This window comes from Leeuwenhoekiella sp. MAR_2009_132 (genome assembly GCF_000687915.1).
Classification (GTDB): domain Bacteria; phylum Bacteroidota; class Bacteroidia; order Flavobacteriales; family Flavobacteriaceae; genus Leeuwenhoekiella.
Window position 1 is genome coordinate 219739 of the sequence record NZ_JHZY01000004.1, and the last position, 18646, is coordinate 238384.

The 18646-nt window shown below is 36.2% G+C and carries 18 protein-coding genes; 10 read left to right on the forward strand and 8 right to left on the reverse strand.

Annotated features, from left to right (window positions below):
- Positions 1 to 36 precede the first annotated feature (36 nt).
- The gene (locus P164_RS09400; protein ID WP_028376140.1) at positions 37 to 1188 is read left to right on the forward strand and encodes a glycosyltransferase; all 1152 of its coding nucleotides are present in this window, start codon (positions 37 to 39) and stop codon (positions 1186 to 1188) included.
- Here P164_RS09400 and P164_RS09405 read toward each other — a convergent pair.
- The 6 genes from P164_RS09405 to typA form a co-directional block, all read right to left on the reverse strand.
- Positions 1157 to 2167 (reverse strand): acyltransferase family protein, encoded by a 1011-nt coding sequence (locus P164_RS09405; RefSeq protein WP_028376141.1) that lies wholly within the window; start codon positions 2165 to 2167, stop codon positions 1157 to 1159. The two genes, P164_RS09400 and P164_RS09405, sit on opposite strands and share 32 nt — an antisense overlap.
- Positions 2164 to 3453 carry an O-antigen translocase gene (locus P164_RS09410; protein WP_035899724.1) on the reverse strand — a complete coding sequence of 430 codons (1290 nt, stop codon included), beginning with the start codon at positions 3451 to 3453 and terminating at the stop codon, positions 2164 to 2166. Before P164_RS09410 ends, P164_RS09405 begins: the two co-directional genes overlap by 4 nt.
- Positions 3446 to 4546 (reverse strand): DegT/DnrJ/EryC1/StrS family aminotransferase, encoded by a 1101-nt coding sequence (locus P164_RS09415; RefSeq protein WP_028376143.1) that lies wholly within the window; start codon positions 4544 to 4546, stop codon positions 3446 to 3448. The genes P164_RS09410 and P164_RS09415 overlap by 8 nt, the downstream gene beginning before the upstream one ends.
- Positions 4543 to 5544, reverse strand: a complete 1002-nt coding sequence (locus P164_RS09420) for a hypothetical protein (protein ID WP_051621319.1) — start codon at positions 5542 to 5544, stop codon at positions 4543 to 4545. Before P164_RS09420 ends, P164_RS09415 begins: the two co-directional genes overlap by 4 nt.
- A 147-nt stretch (positions 5545 to 5691) precedes the next feature.
- Positions 5692 to 6039 (reverse strand): hypothetical protein, encoded by a 348-nt coding sequence (locus tag P164_RS09425; RefSeq protein ID WP_028376145.1) that lies wholly within the window; start codon positions 6037 to 6039, stop codon positions 5692 to 5694.
- A gap of 128 nt (positions 6040 to 6167) precedes the next feature.
- A complete protein-coding gene (gene typA / locus P164_RS09430) occupies positions 6168 to 7961 on the reverse strand; it encodes a translational GTPase TypA (protein WP_028376146.1) in 1794 nt (597 codons plus the stop codon).
- Between the two features lie 762 nt (positions 7962 to 8723).
- On the opposite strand from typA, the gene kdsA reads away from it, so the two are divergent.
- Positions 8724 to 9539 (forward strand): 3-deoxy-8-phosphooctulonate synthase, encoded by an 816-nt coding sequence (gene kdsA / locus P164_RS09435; RefSeq protein WP_028376147.1) that lies wholly within the window; start codon positions 8724 to 8726, stop codon positions 9537 to 9539.
- Between the two features lie 78 nt (positions 9540 to 9617).
- Here the strand turns inward: kdsA and P164_RS09440 are convergent, their stop codons facing one another.
- Complete coding sequence (locus P164_RS09440; RefSeq protein WP_028376148.1) at positions 9618 to 10517, reverse strand: hypothetical protein; 900 nt, start codon at positions 10515 to 10517, stop codon at positions 9618 to 9620.
- Between the two features lie 274 nt (positions 10518 to 10791).
- Entirely contained in the window at positions 10792 to 11139 is a 348-nt protein-coding gene (locus P164_RS09445) for a DUF1801 domain-containing protein (RefSeq protein ID WP_028376149.1), read from the reverse strand.
- A gap of 135 nt (positions 11140 to 11274) precedes the next feature.
- Here P164_RS09445 and P164_RS09450 point away from each other — a divergent pair, with 135 nt between their 5' ends.
- The 8 genes from P164_RS09450 (at position 11275) to P164_RS09485 (ending at position 18612) form a co-directional block, all read left to right on the forward strand.
- Positions 11275 to 12420 (forward strand): hypothetical protein, encoded by a 1146-nt coding sequence (locus P164_RS09450; protein WP_028376150.1) that lies wholly within the window; start codon positions 11275 to 11277, stop codon positions 12418 to 12420.
- A gap of 14 nt (positions 12421 to 12434) precedes the next feature.
- Positions 12435 to 14045, forward strand: coding sequence for a BCCT family transporter (locus P164_RS09455; RefSeq protein WP_028376151.1), 1611 nt, complete (start codon positions 12435 to 12437; stop codon positions 14043 to 14045).
- A 2-nt stretch (positions 14046 to 14047) separates the two neighbouring features.
- The gene (locus P164_RS09460; protein ID WP_028376152.1) at positions 14048 to 14905 is read left to right on the forward strand and encodes a universal stress protein; all 858 of its coding nucleotides are present in this window, start codon (positions 14048 to 14050) and stop codon (positions 14903 to 14905) included.
- Positions 14906 to 15012: 107 nt separating this feature from the next.
- Positions 15013 to 15642, forward strand: coding sequence for a hypothetical protein (locus tag P164_RS09465; RefSeq protein ID WP_028376153.1), 630 nt, complete (start codon positions 15013 to 15015; stop codon positions 15640 to 15642).
- Positions 15643 to 15703: 61 nt separating this feature from the next.
- On the forward strand, positions 15704 to 15997 hold the full coding sequence (locus P164_RS09470; RefSeq protein WP_028376154.1) for a winged helix-turn-helix domain-containing protein: 294 nt from the start codon (positions 15704 to 15706) through the stop codon (positions 15995 to 15997).
- Between the two features lie 104 nt (positions 15998 to 16101).
- Positions 16102 to 17478: a cell envelope integrity protein CreD gene (gene creD / locus P164_RS09475; protein WP_028376155.1), complete on the forward strand. Its 1377-nt coding sequence runs from the start codon at positions 16102 to 16104 to the stop codon at positions 17476 to 17478.
- A gap of 65 nt (positions 17479 to 17543) precedes the next feature.
- Positions 17544 to 18218 carry a DUF1361 domain-containing protein gene (locus P164_RS09480; protein WP_051621320.1) on the forward strand — a complete coding sequence of 225 codons (675 nt, stop codon included), beginning with the start codon at positions 17544 to 17546 and terminating at the stop codon, positions 18216 to 18218.
- Positions 18202 to 18612, forward strand: coding sequence for a DUF2809 domain-containing protein (locus P164_RS09485; RefSeq protein ID WP_035899726.1), 411 nt, complete (start codon positions 18202 to 18204; stop codon positions 18610 to 18612). The genes P164_RS09480 and P164_RS09485 overlap by 17 nt, the downstream gene beginning before the upstream one ends.
- Positions 18613 to 18646: the final 34 nt, after the last annotated feature.

Below are 18646 nucleotides of genomic sequence, written 5' to 3' on the forward strand. Positions count from 1 at the left end.
AATGTGTATCTTTTCAGGCTAAAAGTAACGCAAATTATGAGAATTCTGCTGGTAGGTGAATACAGCAATCTGCACAACAGTCTAAAAGCCGGACTGGAAAATTTAGGTCACACCGTAACTTTAATGAGTACGGGGGATGCTTTTAAAGACTACCCTTCAGACGTAAAACTAAAAGCAAAGCGTATAACCGGTTACTCGCTGTTAAACTTTTATCGAAAAGCCCTGTACCGACTCACAAAATTTGATATTGCTACGCTTGAAATTGGTTACCGAGCATTAGATTATCTGGTAGATCAAAAACCTTATGATGTTATTCAGCTTATTAATGAATACCCCTTAAAAACTCCTTATTTTATAGAACGTAGAATCATAGAACAGCTGCGGCAATTAACTCCTAAATTAGTTATTCTGGCCTGTGGCGATGATTTAATTTATTTAAGCAACCTTAATAAACTGAAGCATCATCCTATTTTACAACATCCTGAAATTGAGTTTCCGTATAGTGAGCAGTATATTTCTTTAAGTCATAAAAAATACCACGACTTCATATTTAAATTAAAGGACCTCATTATAAGTACAGATTTTGATTACCATCCTGCTTATACAAATGTGGATGATTATTATGGTCTTATTCCCAATCCTATTCATTTAGAAAAACTCGTTGCGCTACCACTTCCTAAACCAAATCCTATTGTGATTTTTCACGGCATCAATCAGGTAAATTATTATAAAAAAGGAAACAACTATTTTGAAGCAGCACTTGAAATTATTCAGAATAAATATCCCAATCGTGTTCAGGTAGTTTCAGTTTCTAATATTCCGTACGCCGAATATATAAACGCATACGATAATGCACATATCATTTTAGATCAGACCTACGCCGAAGATCAAGGTTACAATGCTCTAGAAGCGATGGCAAAAGGCAAAGTAGTGTTTACCGGTGCCGGTGAGCTTTTTACAAAACACTACAAGCTTGCTAAAAATAGTGTGGCTATACATACTATACCTGACGCTGAAATAATCGCTGATGATTTGGAGCAACTCATTTTAAATCCTTCTCTCATCACTGAAATAGGCTTGAATGCCCGAAAGTTTATAGAAGAATATCACGATAGTACTGCTATAGCAAAACAATACATTAAAGCCTGGGAAACGGCTAAACCCAAAACTGACGCAGTTTCCGCTTGATTGGCATTTCAAAATAGCGATACGAGAACCAACTTACTACAAGTATTAGTATAAAACACAGGCTTATCAATAGCCATATATTTATTCCCAATTGGTAATGATTTACAAAACGATAGGCATAACGTATAATTAGCTGATGCCAGAGGTAAAACCCAAAACTGAGTTCTCCTAAAAGTAGCATCACCCTATTAGTTAAAAGACGCGATATATATCCTTTTTGAACTGCAAAAACACCAATAAAAACTGTCATAGGAATCCAATAATAGATTGAATACCGCAACACTTTAGGAAACAATGGTGCCCCCCAGTAAAATCCTATAAGCAGTAAACACGCAACTATTTCGTAAAATGTGAATCTGGGTTCGTATTTTTTAAATACTACATTTTTTAATAATTGAAAGAGTACCATTCCCAATACAAAATCTGCTAAACGCAAAAACGGATTCACATAAAAAAACCAGTGCTGCCAGGCTTCGGGTACAATTTGCATTAAGCCAAAAATACCCAGCATAACTAAAATAGAACTTCCCAGTAATGCTTTCGCGGAAGCTTTGTACAGCCCTTTAATAAGTATTGGAAAGAGCGTATAAAAGAAAAACAAATCTGATATACTCCACGCCAAACCGTTAAAAGAAAAATAATAATCTGCTACAGGAATAAAACTTTGAAGCATAAAAATACTGCTCACCAATTTTAAAATTTCCTCAATAGGCTCAAGCGCAAATGCATCAATTGTAAGAGGAATTGCAACCAGCAGTGTGAGAATATACAAAGGATATAATCTACTAAATCGAAGTTTTAGAAATGCACGTGTAGTAAACCGCTGTTGCACAAATCGCTCTTGATAAACATACGAGAGTATAAAACCGCTGAGACTGTAAAAAAAGGCGTGACCTATAGCATCTTGTAAAATACCTATATGATGTAAAAACACCATAAAAGCAAACACAAAACGCAATGAAGCCAGTGATTTAATCATAATCTACCGAATAAGGATTTGTAAAATACCCCAACCATAACCAGCAAATACAAGGCATAACTTAATAAATGTCCCATTGCTGCACCTATAAAGCCATAAGCATCTATAAAAATCCGGCTAGATAAGTAGATTATTGATAAGGATAGTATTTGAGTACCTATAAATAACCAAAACTTATTTTTTGCTACTAATTGATATGCAATTACCAGGCTAGCCACCCTAAAAAAATCTCCTGCAAGTTGCCATATAAAAATAGATCGCATCTCTAAGAATGAGGCATTAAATACAATCTTTATAATGTATGATTTCAACAAAAAAATAAGAATTAAACCAACTCCAAAAAATGGCAAAATGGTTTTATAAAAATTTAAAACTTCTGTTCTAAATTCCTTTTTTGAGGCAACCGCAGAGAGCTTAGGTAAAAAATAAAGCGTCATCAATGTGGTGGCAAACATCATATAATATTCAGAAAGGCGCAGCATCGCATCCCAGTAACCGGCATTTACAATTCCGTCAGTTTTAATAATATGTTTACGAATCGCTATATAAACCCAGGGTGATGCAATTGCAGAAAAAAGAGTCATCCCGCCATAAGAAGCTAACTTTTTTACGATTTCAATATCTATGCGCTCTCCTACCATTTGTAAAAAATAATGCCGCTTGTTCAACAGAAAAACACCTGTTATCACAAAAGCCATTACTCCTGAAATTACTAAGGCCAGTAAAGCTCCAAAAAGATTGAAGTAAATAATTAATAAGGCGGAAACGACCACACCCAGAACATTAGTGGCTACATTAATTTGAATGACTTTTTTATAAGCTCCCATCCCATTAATAACGTTTACCAGTAATGCATTAAGAGTAAATAGAGGCAATACAAAACCTGTAATTTTAATTATAGATGCATAGTCATGTACGCCATTAAACACAAAATAATTTATAGGATTTGAGAATACTACTAAGATACAACCTACTACTATCGAGCATCCTAATCCTATTTTTAGAGCAGTCGCTACTAAACGATTAAATCTATATTTCTCTGTTTTATATTCAGCAGTATATTTAATGACCCCGTTACTAATTCCCAACTGACTTACGCTCTGTACCGAGCTTAAAAAGTTACGCAAATCCCCAAGAATTGCCATTCCCGAAGCGCCCAGATAAAACGCAATTAATTTTGAAGTGATTAACCCGCAAACCACACGCACAAAAATACCTATGGCATTAAACAAACTTACTTTAAGCAGTATATTTTGTGCGATAAGCAGTCGTAAATACTTAAGCATTATACGCGTTTAAAACTGCTATTATGATTGTAATTTCAGATTCGGTAAGTGTTGTATTTAAAGGGATGCTTACACTCTCGTTTGCTAAAGTTTCCGTTATGGGAAAGCTGAGTGAATTGTAGTCTTTTAAAGCCGCCTGCCTATACGGCGGTATAGGATAATGAAGTGCAAAACCAACTTCACAAGATTCTAAATACATTAAAAAATGTGATCTGTTTTTAACCCGAACTACGTAAACATAAAAAACATGATTTTCAGATAAATCCCAAAGCGGAAGTTTTATATGTTCATTATTAATTTCTGCAGCATAGCGCGCGGCAATTGATCTGCGCTGGGTATTTTGTGCATCTAAATCGTTTAGCTTCTCACTTAAAAATATAGCTTGTAACGGATCTAGACGCGAATTAAAACCTGTATACTCATTTTCATAGGCTGAACTTCTACCGTAGTTTCTTAGTTTTTTTATAATCTCTGCAAGGGTTGCATCTGAAGTTGTGATCAAACCTGCATCGCCTAATGCTCCCAGGTTTTTTGTAGGATAGCAACTAAAGGCCGCCGCAACACCAAAACTTCCGGATTTACAACCATTTAATTTAGCTCCATGAGCCTGGCTAGCATCTTCAATCAGCAGTAAATTGTGCTTTTTAGTATAAGCGGAAATTGCTTCAACTGCTCCTAATTGCCCATATAGATGTGTGATTAAAACCGCTTTTACAGATGCATCAGGCACGCCTATTTTCTGTAAATCAATATTAAAAAACTGTTCTTCAACTTCAACAAACAAAGGCTTTAACCCGGCACTTAAAACCGCAATAACAGTAGCGATATACGAGTTTGCAGCGACTATAACGCTGTCTCCAATATTTAGTTTTCCTTGTAGCTTTAAGCCTTCAAAAATAAGCCGAAGTGAATCAAAACCATTTCCTGTCCCGATGCAATGAGATGTGTTACAGTACTTTGCAAATTCCAGTTCAAATTGAGAAACAGCACCTCCTAAAATAAAAGTACCATCCTGTAAAAAATCATCAAACCGTTTCTTAAAAGACGCTGTATAGGGCGCATTAACTTTCTGAAGATCTAAAAACGGAATCATAGTACAACATCATTAAGGAGGGTATGATTTGCTGTAGCGACGCTATAGGTGCGCTGAACGCGAGTTCGGGCACCGAAACCTTCTTTCCAGAATTGGAGTCCGCCATTGAGCTTCTTACCGGCTTCTTCGTTTGAAGTTCCAAAATCAAAATAATACTTTTCTTTACTATATTTTGAAATTAAATAATCAAAAAGCAAATCTAAACTTCCCAGTTGCTGCCGGTCTTCATTTGCCGAAATGTATTGAACGTGTGCTACTGTAGGCGTTTCGAAAATAGTAGCGCCCGCTACGCAGGTTTCTTCTGCATCAAGCACATTAAACTGACGTATATTGTATGGAAATTTTTCGGCAAGCATACTAATCTCCGTTAAGCTATGAACAGGTATAGTGTCGTGTCGTAACTGCAGGTTTGGGATAAGAATGGTATTCCAAAAAGATGTAAAATCTTTAGTCTCTACGAGTTCTAAACCGTTATTTTTTGCTTTCCGTATTCCGTCTTTACGCGAGCTGTGCAGTGGGATGCGGTTGTGTAAATCAATTACGGAAGCTGCTTCGGTTTTAACGAGTGTTGCATCCGTTAGAAATAGCAAATAATCGAGTTCATCTCCCGGTAATTCCTGATAAAATTGCGGTAACACTTTAATTTCAAGTGTTAGTATTCCGCTTTGCGAAAGAAATTGAAGTAATTGTTTAAAAACTTCTAAGACAGTCTGCAGGCGTATTTCGGCATCAAGCACAAGACCACCATAAGTTAAACCTTGATGGGAATAGACTTTGTTCCCGTCTCTATTTGCAGGAAGCACCGCAAGCACCTGATCGCCTTCAAAAACCATCAAACTGTAATCTTCAAACCGATCGTTATGATACTCCATAAAATCACGCTGAAATAAGAATGAAGTATTTTTAGAACCTTTGTAGGTTCCGTTTAACGAAGCTACAAAGCGATCCCAACGGGATTTGTATGCTGTAGTATATTTTAAAATTTTGAAAGTTGACAAACGTGCGGTTTTAGAACAGGGTAAATTACAAAAAATTGATTTGAGCAACAGCAATCAAAGTTTAGGATTAATTCTAGAAACATGCTAAACTAAAAAAGCACTTCTGGGTTAGAAGTGCTTTTTTAATCGTGTTAATAGCTATTAGTTCTACTCACTAACTTTTATAGCATATTGCTCAACAGAAGTTATAAAATAGTTACCATCACCTATAGACCCTTTATTTGTAATCTCTAAATAGTCTTCACCGGTGTAACCTGTATCTGCAAGATATTTTATCGTAAAAGCATCTATAAATACTTTTCCGTGTTTTGGTTCTACCGAAACTTCACGACCACCCTCAACAGGCGCAGTTTCTCTAGATGCTATAAGTAAGGTATCATTAACCTTTACTTGCAGTTCTGCGGTAGTAGTAGGGAAATCCTGATCATCTTTAGAACAACTACCGGCAAATAGTATTGCCATTAAAACCATTACCAACTTAAATCTAATTAACATACGAACTGTTTTAGCGTTATATAAAATAGATGTAAAATAATAAAAAGGGTTGCGTCAAATTAAAAAAGAATGCAAAAAAAAAGCACTTCCTTGCGGAAATGCTTTTTGTTATAACTTAAAACGTAAGATTAAATCTTGTTACGTTTACGATCATTTTCATTTAACCATACCTTACGCAAACGCAGGTGGTTAGGTGTTACCTCAACATACTCATCTTTCTGAATGTACTCTAATGCTTCTTCTAATGAGAATTTGATTGCAGGTACAATCTTCGCTTTATCATCTGCACCAGATGAACGTACGTTAGACTGCTTCTTCGCTTTGGTAATGTTAATATTCATATCATCCTGACGTGAGTTTTCACCAATTACCTGACCTTCATAAATATCTTCACCCGGAGATACGAAGAACTTACCACGATCCTGTAATTTATCAATAGAATACGGTATTGCATTTCCGTTTTCCATAGAAACTAAAGAACCACTAATACGTCCTGGAATAGTACCTTTAAAAGGCTGATACTCTTTAAAACGGTGTGCCATAATAGCCTCACCTGCAGTAGCTGTAAGCAATTGGTTACGTAAGCCAATGATACCACGTGATGGGATCATAAACTGGCATATCATACGCTCACCTTTAGCTTCCATACTTAGCATCTCACCTTTACGCATAGAAACCATCTCAACAGCTTTACCAGAAACACTCTCTGGTAAGTCGATTGTTAATTCTTCTATAGGCTCACATTTAACACCATCAATTTCTTTAATGATTACCTGTGGCTGACCTATTTGAAGTTCGTAACCTTCGCGACGCATAGTCTCGATTAATACAGAAAGGTGTAATACCCCACGACCAAAAACCATAAACTTATCTGCACTACCGGTTTCTTCAACACGAAGCGCTAAGTTTTTCTCAAGCTCTTTCCATAAACGGTCTTTAATATGACGTGAAGTCACAAATTTACCGTCTTTACCAAAGAAAGGAGAATCGTTAATAGTGAAAAGCATACTCATTGTAGGCTCATCAATAGCGATAGTTTTCAAAGCTTCAGGATTTTCAAAATCTGCGATAGTATCACCTATCTCAAATCCTTCAATACCTACAAGTGCACAAATATCACCCGGAAGAACTTCAGGAACTTTTAGACGTCCTAAACCTTCAAAGGTGTGTAATTCTTTAATTTTTACTTTTTTAACGGTACCGTCACGCTTCACTAAAGATACTTGCATACCTTCTTTAAGAATCCCTCTTTGTAAACGACCTATCGCAATACGACCGGTAAAAGAAGAGAAGTCTAATGATGTAATAAGCATTTGTACTGTACCTTCTTCAATTTTTGGTGCAGGAATGTGCTCCATAACCATATCAAGAAGGGGCTCTATATTTTCGGTTTGATTTTCCCAATGATCACTCATCCAGTTGTTCTTAGCAGAACCGTAAACGGTAGGGAAATCTAGCTGCCATTCTTCGGCACCTAATTCAAACATTAAGTCAAAAACTTTCTCGTGAACTTCTTCTGGAGTACAGTTTTCTTTATCTACTTTATTGATTACCACGCAAGGCTTAAGACCTAAGTCTATCGCTTTTTGAAGTACAAAACGGGTTTGTGGCATTGGTCCTTCAAAAGCATCAACTAATAAAAGTACACCATCAGCCATGTTTAATACACGCTCTACCTCTCCACCAAAATCGGCGTGACCAGGAGTATCAATAATGTTGATTTTTGTACCCTTATACATTACTGAAACGTTCTTTGACGTAATAGTAATACCGCGTTCGCGCTCTAAGTCATTGTTATCCAGGATAAGATCTCCCGTGTTTTCGTTTTCACGAAACAATTGACAATGGTACATGATTTTGTCGACCAACGTAGTTTTACCGTGGTCAACGTGAGCGATAATCGCAATGTTTTTAATTTCCATAAGATGCCCTTATTTTAAGGGCGCAAAGATATGGTTAATTAATGGATTTTTAAGCACTTATTTTTAATTATAATCTGGGCGGCTTGCTGCTTATTAAAAAACTTCTAAAAAATTGAAAATCAGTCACAAGCAGCAACCGGGCTATTCGCTATATCTTTTTTGCTAATAACTTTACGGAATACGCCAAAAGGCGTAGAAAGTCTCTCGTTCACAAAAAAGGATACCGCTGCTATCCCTGCCGCGGGTTAATAAGTAATGCTATAAGTATCTATATTAGCGTTTATGTGGTTGCTGTTAAAAGTCAACCGTAAATTAGAATTTTTGCTTCTGATTTATTCCCATACGTAATTTGTAGCTGGTAGTTGTCATCAACGATAGGTTCTCGACTGCGCTCAAACTGACAATCCGTGTAACTTGCTATTTTCCACTTTTTACTTTTTACTTTTTGCTTTTTACCTTTTAACACTTACCTAGAAAACGCTGCCATAAAACTGACAAACTTTTTACTTTTTCTGGTGGAACCCCGGAATCTTTAAAAAATAACCTTTTTAAAAATCCTTGAATTTTTCAACCTTAAACTTTGAATTCAGCATACTGCCCACTAAGACTGCCGACTGATACTAAATTTTTCCGGCCCCTGAGTGCCGCGAGCCAAGAAACGGTGCATTTAAGGTGCTACTTTCTACTTTATACTTTTAACCTTTAACTTCTAACTTTTTCCTATTTCCAATGCCTTATCTTTACTGCCTTAAAACCTAAGCGATGAAACTCACAAATATTCCTAAAATAAAACATACAGATTCTAACAACTTCTTCTTACTCGCAGGACCTTGTGCTATAGAAGGCGAAGAAATGGCATTACGCATTGCTGAAAAAATTGTTGGAATCACTGATAAATTGAATATTCCTTACGTTTTTAAAGGAAGTTTTAAAAAAGCAAATCGCAGCCGTCTTGATAGTTTTACAGGAATTGGAGACGAGAAAGCATTAAAGATTCTACGCAAAGTTTCTGAAACTTTTGACGTACCTACCGTAACTGATATTCACGTAAATGAAGATGCCGCTATGGCTGCTGCTTATGTAGATGTTTTACAAATACCTGCGTTTCTGGTACGTCAAACCGATCTTGTTGTGGCTGCCGCCGAAACCGGTAAAGTTGTCAACCTTAAAAAAGGACAATTTATGAGTCCGGAATCTATGCAACACGCCGTAACCAAAGTAACCGAAACCGGCAATGAAAATGTATGGATTACCGATCGTGGGACGATGTTTGGCTATCAAGATATGATTGTAGATTTTAGAGGCATCCCAACCATGCGTCAATATGCACCTACCGTACTTGATGTAACCCACAGTTTACAACAACCCAATCAAACCAGTGGCGTAACCGGTGGTCGTCCTGCACTTATAGGCACTATGGCAAAAGCAGGTATTGCGGCAGGTGTAGATGGTCTGTTTATAGAAACGCACTTTGATCCTAAAAATGCAAAGAGTGACGGAGCCAATATGCTTGATTTAAGTTTGCTAGAAGATTTATTAACCAAGCTGGTAGCAATACGTAAAGTAGTTGCCGAGTAAAATAAAAATTATAGAAGTAAAAAATCCGTGTAGAAAATTCATTCTACACGGATTTTTTATTTTTATCTTCATTATATTCTATAAGTTAAGAATCCACTTTAATAAATCTTCCTGATCTACAATAGACCAACTGTGCGGATGTCTAGTACCGTCTGCCCTATATCCCTTATCTTTAGTACTAATAAACTCAACGTGTTTGTAATCCTGACTCATCAAAAACTGAGACATTCTTTCTAAATGAAACGCATTCATTTGCTCATACTCAACACCCATATTTTGTTTCCACCAGGTTTTATCTGGCTCCGTGTACAAACGGATTTTAGTATTCTTTAAAGCTTTAAGGTTTTGGAAGTTTTCGGTTTCATAAACAAACGAACTGTGCTTTTCATAAGGAGTGATTTCAACATCCGGATCTCCTAATTGGGTATTAAAGAATTGAAGTATAAATGTACTTTCCCCAGCGTCGGCGGGTGAAAAATTACGCTCCACATTTTGTTTGGCAATACGATACATTGCTGCAAGATCTATTGGAGAGTCAACTGCAAAAACACCAACCGGCTTGATGTCGTACGCTACATTTTCAGTCAAATAATTACTAATTAAAAGAGCCATTGCCCCGCCACTAGATAAACCGCCTATGTAAATGGCATCCTTGGGAAGATCATTTGAGGATATCAATGTCTGTAACATTGCAGCCAATTGAGTTTTCTCTTCATCTTGTAAAATGATTTTTCTATTGTAATTTAAATAGAATACTGCTACATTTTTTGAAATAGCTAAATCCGTTATTGGAAACTCGTTTTCAATACCCACTCCATCTTCACCAAATCCACCAAAAAGTATTAATATGGCATCGGTTTTTGATGGCTTGTACAATATATAATTTTCAGTGTTAAACGTTTCTGGTTCCTGTGCTATAACTATACCTGTGCATATAATAAAACATGTCAGCATTAGACTTTTCAAAATTCTTCTCATTTTATTCTTTTTATCTTGTTTTATTGATCAATCAGTTTTGTCTTGAGATTTTAAACTCAATTTATAGGCTTCTAAATCCTATTTCATATCAAAATTGATAAGATGAGGGAAAAATAGAAAAAGACCCGGTATATAGATTACTTCGTTTATTAAAATACTACTTATTTTTAACCAAGAACAAGTTTATCAATAACTAAGAAACCTAATTAAATTAGTTTTTAACTATAAATATTAGGACTTCAAATAAGAAATATATTTCAGTTGAGTCAGGTTTTTATATTAAAAGCTCTTTCATTTGCTCTAAAAATCCAATTGCAATTTCTGCATCTAGTTCTTCTAGATTTTGATAGCGCAGCGAACGTAGATTTTTCCGGCCTTCTCCTGCTGTAAGCCTTGTATTAGAATCTTTGAGTAAAATACCTTTAGGGAAACTAAGCTCGACAAAAGTTTTTCTAAAATTTAGAAAACAAAACATCCTACCATTCAAATAATAAAAAGGCAAATGCCATTTATACAATAGTACTGCCTGGGGCACGGCATATTTAATTAGCACCTGCAATTCGATTAAAATACTTCGATACGGTTCGGGTTTCGTAAAAATATAGTCTTCTGCAGGATTCATTAAAAATACTGTAAATCAAAAGGTTTTCATAAAGTTAAGCCTGTCACCCTTAAAAAAATACTAATTGACATACTAAAATTTAATAAAGCGTAAAATTCCGCTTAGTTTTCCAAATTAACCCTACTAACAACGACAATGCATAAAATTTTAAAGCTTCCTAACCACTTTAAAATAGTTATTCTTTTAATGGCACCTCTGGGTTGTTTCAGTCAGGAGGATGAGAAACCCAGGCTTGAGTTAGGCGGTGCACTGCGATTTAATTATGTGTATTCTTCCTGGAAAGAAGAACAAAAAACCAGAGGAGGTGAATTAGGGTATGACATGTTTAGAATTAATGCGAAAGCTTCCTATAAAAACATCTTTTTAAATGCCGAATATCGCTTTTACTCCGATGCCTTTGGTGGAAGTTTTTTAAAGCAAGGTTGGGTAGGATATCGCTTTAATGAAAAAAATGAGCTGCACGCCGGCCTAGTCTATGTTCCTTTTGGTATTAAGCAATACAATTCACATAATTGGTTTTTCAATATTACCTATTACGTAGGTCTCGAAGATGATCACGATATGGGATTAAAATATGTGCATACAGACGATGACTGGGAATATGCTTTTGCTTTTTTGAAAAATGCCGAAGAATTAAATTTTGGCGGAGATGTAGAAAACAGCTCGAGCAGATATTCGTATGATGTTGTGGGTCGCAACAAAGAAACTAATCAATTTAATGGAAAGGTCGTACGAAAATTGGGTGATAAGGCTGCGCATAGAATAGGTTTTTCAGGACAGTATGGGAGTCTGTACAATATAGACACAGATAAAAACGGAAGTCACTATGCCCTTGCTCTGCACTACGAGGTAGATTGGGAAAACTGGAACTTAAAAACAGAAGCTATAACCGTTTCTCATGCTCCAAAAAATGCCCCGGGTGAATCTCATAAAACCATTATGATGGGAGCTTACGGTACCCCGTATGCCATTGCCAGCGATTTTAATATGTACACCGCAGCTATCTCTAAAAAAGTTAAAGTGAACTGGGGACCTATTTCACAAATTGAATTGTATAACGATTTTGGTTATATGCAGAAAAAAGAACAGGAGTTTACAGATTCTTTTCAAAATGTCACCGGAGTTCTGGTTACTGCAGGGTCTGTTTATACCTATATAGATTATGCCGCAGGATATAATCATTCCTGGCTAGGCGGAAACTTTGTAGATGATTTTGCAGTAGGTAATCCCGATGCAAAATGGGAAGCTCGGTTTAATATAAATGTTGGTTACTACTTTTAATGAAATAAAAAATTATGGCAAAAAAAATTACACGCAGTGACGAAAGGAAATCCATCTTTGGCTTACAGGTCAACGGACCCGTATTTTTTACTTCGGCAATAATTATTGTAATAAGTATTACACTTACGATCCTATTTGAGGAAAAAGCGCAGAAAATATTTAGTGATATACAGCATGCGGTAGCAGAAAAAGCAGATTGGTTTTTCATACTATGCATCAATCTGTTTTTGATTTTTCTGATTTATCTCGCTCTAAGTAAATATGGGAAACTAAGAATAGGTGGTCAAAAAGCAAAACCCGAATTTAAAACCATATCCTGGTTTGCTATGTTGTTTAGCGCAGGTATGGGTATAGGATTACTGTTTTTTGGCGTTGCAGAACCTGTAACTCATTTAACAACCCCGCCTACCGCAGCTCCTAATACGGTAGCCGCAGCGCAGGAAGCGATGAATTTCACCTTTTTACACTGGGGGTTTCACGCCTGGGGTGTTTATGCGCTGGTAGGATTAGCCTTATCCTACTTTACCTATTCCCGTGGCTTACCCCTTACCATCAGGTCTGTTTTTTATCCTTTTTTAGGAGATAAAATACACGGAAAGATTGGAGATGCTATTGATATTTTTGCAGTTCTAGCAACTCTTTTTGGACTGGCGACCTCACTAGGCTTTGGTGTCCAGCAAATTGCCAGTGGTTTGAATCATGTTTTTGGTGTTTCCGATGGTACACTTACTCAGGTGTTATTAATCGCCGGTATAACATTAATAGCAACCACCTCTGTGGTTCTGGGAGTTGATAAAGGCGTGCGTATTTTGAGTGAATGGAATATGCGTATTGCGGTTGTATTGCTCTTACTTGCTTTAATTCTGGGTCCTACCCTCTTTATCTTCCGCTCTTTTGTTGAGAATACAGGAAGCTATCTCTTTAATTTCATCAAAATTTCTACCTGGAGTGAGACTTTTGAAGGTTCATCCTGGCAAAATAACTGGACCGTTTTTTACTGGGGCTGGTGGATAGGCTGGTCTCCTTTTGTGGGTATGTTTATTGCCCGTATTTCAAAAGGTAGAACCATTAGAGAGTTTATTTTGGGCGTGTTATTAGTACCTTCTTTAGTTACCTTTTTCTGGATGTCAACTTTTGGTAGTGTTGCTATTCAACAGGCACTAGGTGGTAATACAGCAATAGTATCAGCGGTACAGGATGATGTTGCTACGGCGCTTTTTGTCTTTTTTGAAGACTACCCACTCTCAATGGTTATAAACGTTGTTGCGGTTATTCTTATAGCAGGCTTCTTCATAACCTCATCAGATTCTGGCTCTCTTGTTGTAGATAGTTTAACTACCGGAGGGAAAATTGAAGCTCCGGTAGGTCAGCGCATCTTTTGGGCAATTACCGAAGGTACCGTTGCTGCTGTACTTTTAATTGGCGGTGGCCTCGAGGCATTACAGACCGCAACCATTGTCACCGGTTTACCCTTTGCTATTATTTTATTGATTATGTGCTATTCCCTCTACATAGGACTGCGGGAAGATTATCAAAAATTAGAAAAAAAGAAATCAGAAAAGCAGATGGACGATTATGAAGATGTTGTCAAAGAAATTGTCGCACGTAGAAAAAAAGCCGAATAAAAATGGAAAAAGTAAAAAACATACTTGTTGCATTAGACCTGTCTTCAATAGATAAATATCTAATTAAATACAGCTCGTTTCTCGCCGAAAAGTTAGCGGTAGAAAACGTTTATTTTGTTCATAACATTAAGAAATACGAGATTTCAGACCTGTTTGAAGAAGAGTTGCAAAAAGTGAACCTTGACCAACTCATAGGCGATGAACTTAATGAACAGATTGAAAATACATTTACTGCTAATGTAAATTGGGAAGTCCTTATTTCTGAAGACTCTAACACCGAATCTCTCATACATTATATCACCAATAAATATCAGATTAATCTTGTTGTAGTAGGTAACAAGCCTGCAAAAGATGGTACAGGAGTGGTAACTTCAAAATTACTGAGATTATTAAAATGCAGTATACTTACCGTACCTAAAACAGCCGAGTTGCACTTAGATACAGTTTGGGTAGGTACAGACTTTTCGAGCCCATCCCGAAAATCATTTTTCTTTGCAGAAGAACTGCGCAACACAACAGCTGTACAATTAAATGCACTTCATATTTATCATATTCCTATTCAGTTTTCTCAATATGTTGTACGTGATAATGCACTGGTAAAAGTAGAAACGCACCTCAGACAGAAATCTGCTAAATTTTTTAAAAAACTAGCGGTAACTCCTCCTGATACTAACGAATTTCTCTTTGCAAAAGACAAAAGCATCGGTCAGAAATTTTTAATGGAGATCGAAAAACGCAAACCTCATTTAGTGATTCTTTCAGACAAAGGTGGCAGCAATATTTCTACGCTGCTAATAGGAAGTCTTACTGAAGAGCTTTTTAATGAAAGCCTTAGCTCCCCGTTACTGGTTGTGAGGTAATTTCTGAATGTGAGCAAAAACTAAAAGCTTCACCTTTTGGTGAGGCTTTTTTTATTTTTGGTTTGTACAAAATTTTAGTTTTACTTTGCAATTCAAAGTACTTTTGTATGGAAACAAAAAACTATCTCAAAGATATTAGCGACATCAAAAATATGATGAGTCGCTCATCTCGATTTATTTCACTTAGCGGACTCTCCGGAATTCTAGCAGGCATTTACGCACTTATTGGCGCAATAGCTGCCTATTTTCAGATTCAAAAGTTTGAAGACTTAAGCTATACAGAAACTCAGTACATCTCAGATGACACCTATACCACCCTCTTTTTCAATTTAATTGGCATCGCTCTTCTAGTACTTTTTGCAGCCATAGTGACTGGTTTAGTACTCACCTTACGCAAAGCAAAAAAACAGAATGAAAAAATCTGGAATCCTATTTCAAAACGCTTATTGGCAAATTTTGCGATTCCGCTTATTACTGGTGGTCTATTTTGTATAGTCCTTATTCAATATAATATTGCCGGGCTGGTTGCTCCTGCAACACTTTTATTTTATGGTCTTGCCCTGGTGAATGCCAGTAAATTTACCATTGGTGATATTAAATACTTGGGCATAGTCAATATAATAATTGGTCTTATTGCAACACAATTTATAGGATACGGATTGTATTTTTGGGCATTGGGCTTTGGTGTGCTTCATATTATTTATGGAGCTATATTGTACAACAAATACGACCGCTAGTACCCTCGCCTATTCGCTCTCTAGAGACTGAAAATTTAAACCAGATAACAGATTCAATACCTTGAAAAACATCATTCAACATATAAATAAGGCTTTTGATCACCGCATTAGACTGGGGATTATGAGCATTCTTATGGTTAATGATTTTGCCGATTTTAATATGCTGAAAGAATTGCTGGGCGCGACAGACGGCAACATCGCCAGTCATACTAAAGCATTAGAAAAAGAAGCGTACATCAAAGTTGAAAAATCATTCATTAACCGAAAGCCTAATACCCGTTATATCGCTACTTCTTTAGGTAAAGATGCGTTTACAAAACATATTGAGGCTCTAGAAAAACTGATAAACCCATAATACTAAAATCTATTTTTTTATTTATCCACTTTGTATTTCAAAGTACTTTACTAAATGAATTCTCATTTACTAATAAATAGTAACCACTTTTTAAAATTCTTAATATGAGCACGCAAGAACCACAGCAGCACAACAAGATTATCTATTGGGTTAAAAACTCAATCACTGCACGTATGTTTATGGTAGGTTTTCTTACCCTTATTCTCCTAATTCCGCTATTTTTTGTGCAAAATCTTATTGAAGAACGCGCCTTTCGGCAGCAGGAAGTTGTAAGCGAAATCAATGAAAAATGGGGAGATGAAGTTTTGATTTACGGACCTATTTTTAAAATCCCGTATAAAACCTACCACGAGAAAGCCATTACGAATAAACAAACTAGAGAAGTTTTAACTGAAGTTGTAGAAGAAATTAAATACGCATATTTCTTTCCCGAAAAATTAAATATAACCTCAACAGTCAACCCCGAAATTAAAAACCGAAGCATTTACAAAACCACGGTGTTTAGTTCACAAACCCTATTAAACGGAACGTTTGCCGTCCCAGACTTCTCTGATGTGTCACTTCAACCCGAAGATATTCTGTGGGATAAAGCGCGCGTAATTTTAAAGACCTCTAATTTAAAGGGAGTAAGCGCCGAAGTAAAGATTAAACTTAATGAACATAGTTATCCTTTTTCTTCAAAATACGATACAAATGAAAATCCCAGGACTAATGGGTTGAATATGCATTTAATGGAAAGCAAACCTATTGAAGTTGCTCAACTTCCGAAGGAAAAGGCAGTTGCATTTAGCATAAATTTAGAAGTAAACGGTAGCGAACAAATACGTTTTGTGCCCATAGGCAAAACCACCGAAGCTCAAATTACTTCCAATTGGGAAACAAACAATTTTACGGGTAACTATCTTCCCTATAATCAAGACAAGCTTACTGAAACCGGCTTTGATGCGCGCTGGAACGTATTGGATATTAACCGCCCCTTCTCGCAACAATTCTTTGACCGTTTACCTGATTTGAATGCGTATGCTTTTGGTGTAAATTTTATGATTCCGGTAGATGAGTATCAAAAAAGTGAACGAACTGCCAAATACGGTTTTCTGGTTATTGGGCTCACCTTTCTTATTTTCTTTTTAATACAGACGTTAAGTAAAATACCTATTCATCCGTTTCAGTACCTGATGATAGGTATTTCACTAATTATGTTTTACACGCTACTCATTTCTATTTCTGAGCACAGCAGTTACTTCAACGCCTATTTTGTTTCCGGTTGTTCTGTGGTTATTTTGATCACCTTATACTCTAGAAGTATTCTCAAAAACGTAAAGTTTCCTTTATTTATTGGTGCTTCACTAACCCTATTGTACAGCTTCATATATGTCATTATTCAGCTTGAAAATTATGCACTGCTCGTAGGAAGCATTGGGTTATTTATCATTCTTGCAGTCGTGATGTACGCTTCGCGGAAAATTGACTGGAACTCTTAAATAATGCTAAAAAATAGAAGCCGGCTTGCTCCAGAGCAAGGCTGGCTTTTAAAAAAATTAATTTAATGAAAACAGTATTTCTTCAAAACTATCAACACTTAAAAAGGCTGACTTTTGCCGCTGCTGTTTGTGCTCTTTTGATAATGACACGCATCAAAATAACCCACAGTTTATTTGGCTTATTTCTAATTTGGAATCTTTTTTTAGCACTTGTTCCGCTAGGTATCACGTGGACGATGCTGTATTACAAATCACTGCTTCAAAAGCCTATTTTATTAAGCCTGTTAACGTTTATCTGGGTTTTGTTTTTGCCCAATGCGCCCTACATATTTACAGATTTTGTTCACTTAAAAATGAATACTACCGGTCAATATCTATTTGATTTTATACTCATTTTGGCATTTTCTAGTTTAGCATTATATGCAGGATTAGTTTCGGTGGTGGCAATGCAAAAAATATGGAAACCAAAAATAAACAGCGTAATGTTACAGATGCTTACATTTATAATATTTTGCCTGTGTGGTTATGGCCTATATCTGGGTAGAGTACTTCGCTATAATTCGTGGGATGTACTTACTAACCCGCTCGCCTTGCTACACGATGTATGGTATTTTGTAATAAACCCTTTTGAAAATTGGCCTATTTTAGTTGTTAGCGCTAGTTTAGGGCTACTGCTAACATTAATCTATACCGTTCTTAAATCTCTTAAACTATTAAATACAGATGAAACTAATCCGTAATTCTCGTCTCGCCTATCTGCTGGGATTTGTGTTTATTTTGATTCTAGAAATTGCCATCGCTACCTTTCTTAAAACCGGATTTGTACGGGCAAATCTGGGAGATTTCTTAGTTGTGATTTTGGTGTATTGTCTATTAATGACTGCATCAAAGGTTTCCGTTAAAAACGGATTGATCATCACCCTGGTTTTTTCCTTTATAATAGAATTTCTTCAGATTATAAATCTCACACAATTCTTTCCTATAGCTTATAAGAAATGGGCCGCTTTAATATTTGGCAGTCATTTCTCATGGTTAGATATATTGATGTATACTCTAGGAATTTTAACAATTTGGGGTATAGAATATGCACAATCTTCCCGACCTAATTCCCAAAAGCTTCCGAAGAGAAAATAGCTTATCTGTGATTGAGTAGGCGATACAAGGATTT

Bases quoted from the DNA above. Each gene is read 5' to 3' on its own strand.
- P164_RS09415 (WP_028376143.1), bottom strand. From the start codon at position 4,546: ATGATTCCGTTTTTAGATCTTCAGAAAGTTAATGCGCCCTATACAGCG.
- P164_RS09445 (WP_028376149.1), bottom strand. From the start codon at position 11,139: ATGAATCCTGCAGAAGACTATATTTTTACGAAACCCGAACCGTATCGA.
- P164_RS09410 (WP_035899724.1), bottom strand. From the start codon at position 3,453: ATGCTTAAGTATTTACGACTGCTTATCGCACAAAATATACTGCTTAAA.
- P164_RS09425 (WP_028376145.1), bottom strand. From the start codon at position 6,039: ATGTTAATTAGATTTAAGTTGGTAATGGTTTTAATGGCAATACTATTT.
- kdsA (WP_028376147.1), top strand. From the start codon at position 8,724: ATGAAACTCACAAATATTCCTAAAATAAAACATACAGATTCTAACAAC.
- creD (WP_028376155.1), top strand. From the start codon at position 16,102: ATGAGCACGCAAGAACCACAGCAGCACAACAAGATTATCTATTGGGTT.
- P164_RS09400 (WP_028376140.1), top strand. From the start codon at position 37: ATGAGAATTCTGCTGGTAGGTGAATACAGCAATCTGCACAACAGTCTA.
- P164_RS09440 (WP_028376148.1), bottom strand. From the start codon at position 10,517: ATGAGAAGAATTTTGAAAAGTCTAATGCTGACATGTTTTATTATATGC.
- P164_RS09450 (WP_028376150.1), top strand. From the start codon at position 11,275: ATGCATAAAATTTTAAAGCTTCCTAACCACTTTAAAATAGTTATTCTT.
- P164_RS09460 (WP_028376152.1), top strand. From the start codon at position 14,048: ATGGAAAAAGTAAAAAACATACTTGTTGCATTAGACCTGTCTTCAATA.
- P164_RS09485 (WP_035899726.1), top strand. From the start codon at position 18,202: ATGAAACTAATCCGTAATTCTCGTCTCGCCTATCTGCTGGGATTTGTG.
- typA (WP_028376146.1), bottom strand. From the start codon at position 7,961: ATGGAAATTAAAAACATTGCGATTATCGCTCACGTTGACCACGGTAAA.
- P164_RS09465 (WP_028376153.1), top strand. From the start codon at position 15,013: ATGGAAACAAAAAACTATCTCAAAGATATTAGCGACATCAAAAATATG.
- P164_RS09405 (WP_028376141.1), bottom strand. From the start codon at position 2,167: ATGATTAAATCACTGGCTTCATTGCGTTTTGTGTTTGCTTTTATGGTG.
- P164_RS09455 (WP_028376151.1), top strand. From the start codon at position 12,435: ATGGCAAAAAAAATTACACGCAGTGACGAAAGGAAATCCATCTTTGGC.
- P164_RS09480 (WP_051621320.1), top strand. From the start codon at position 17,544: ATGAAAACAGTATTTCTTCAAAACTATCAACACTTAAAAAGGCTGACT.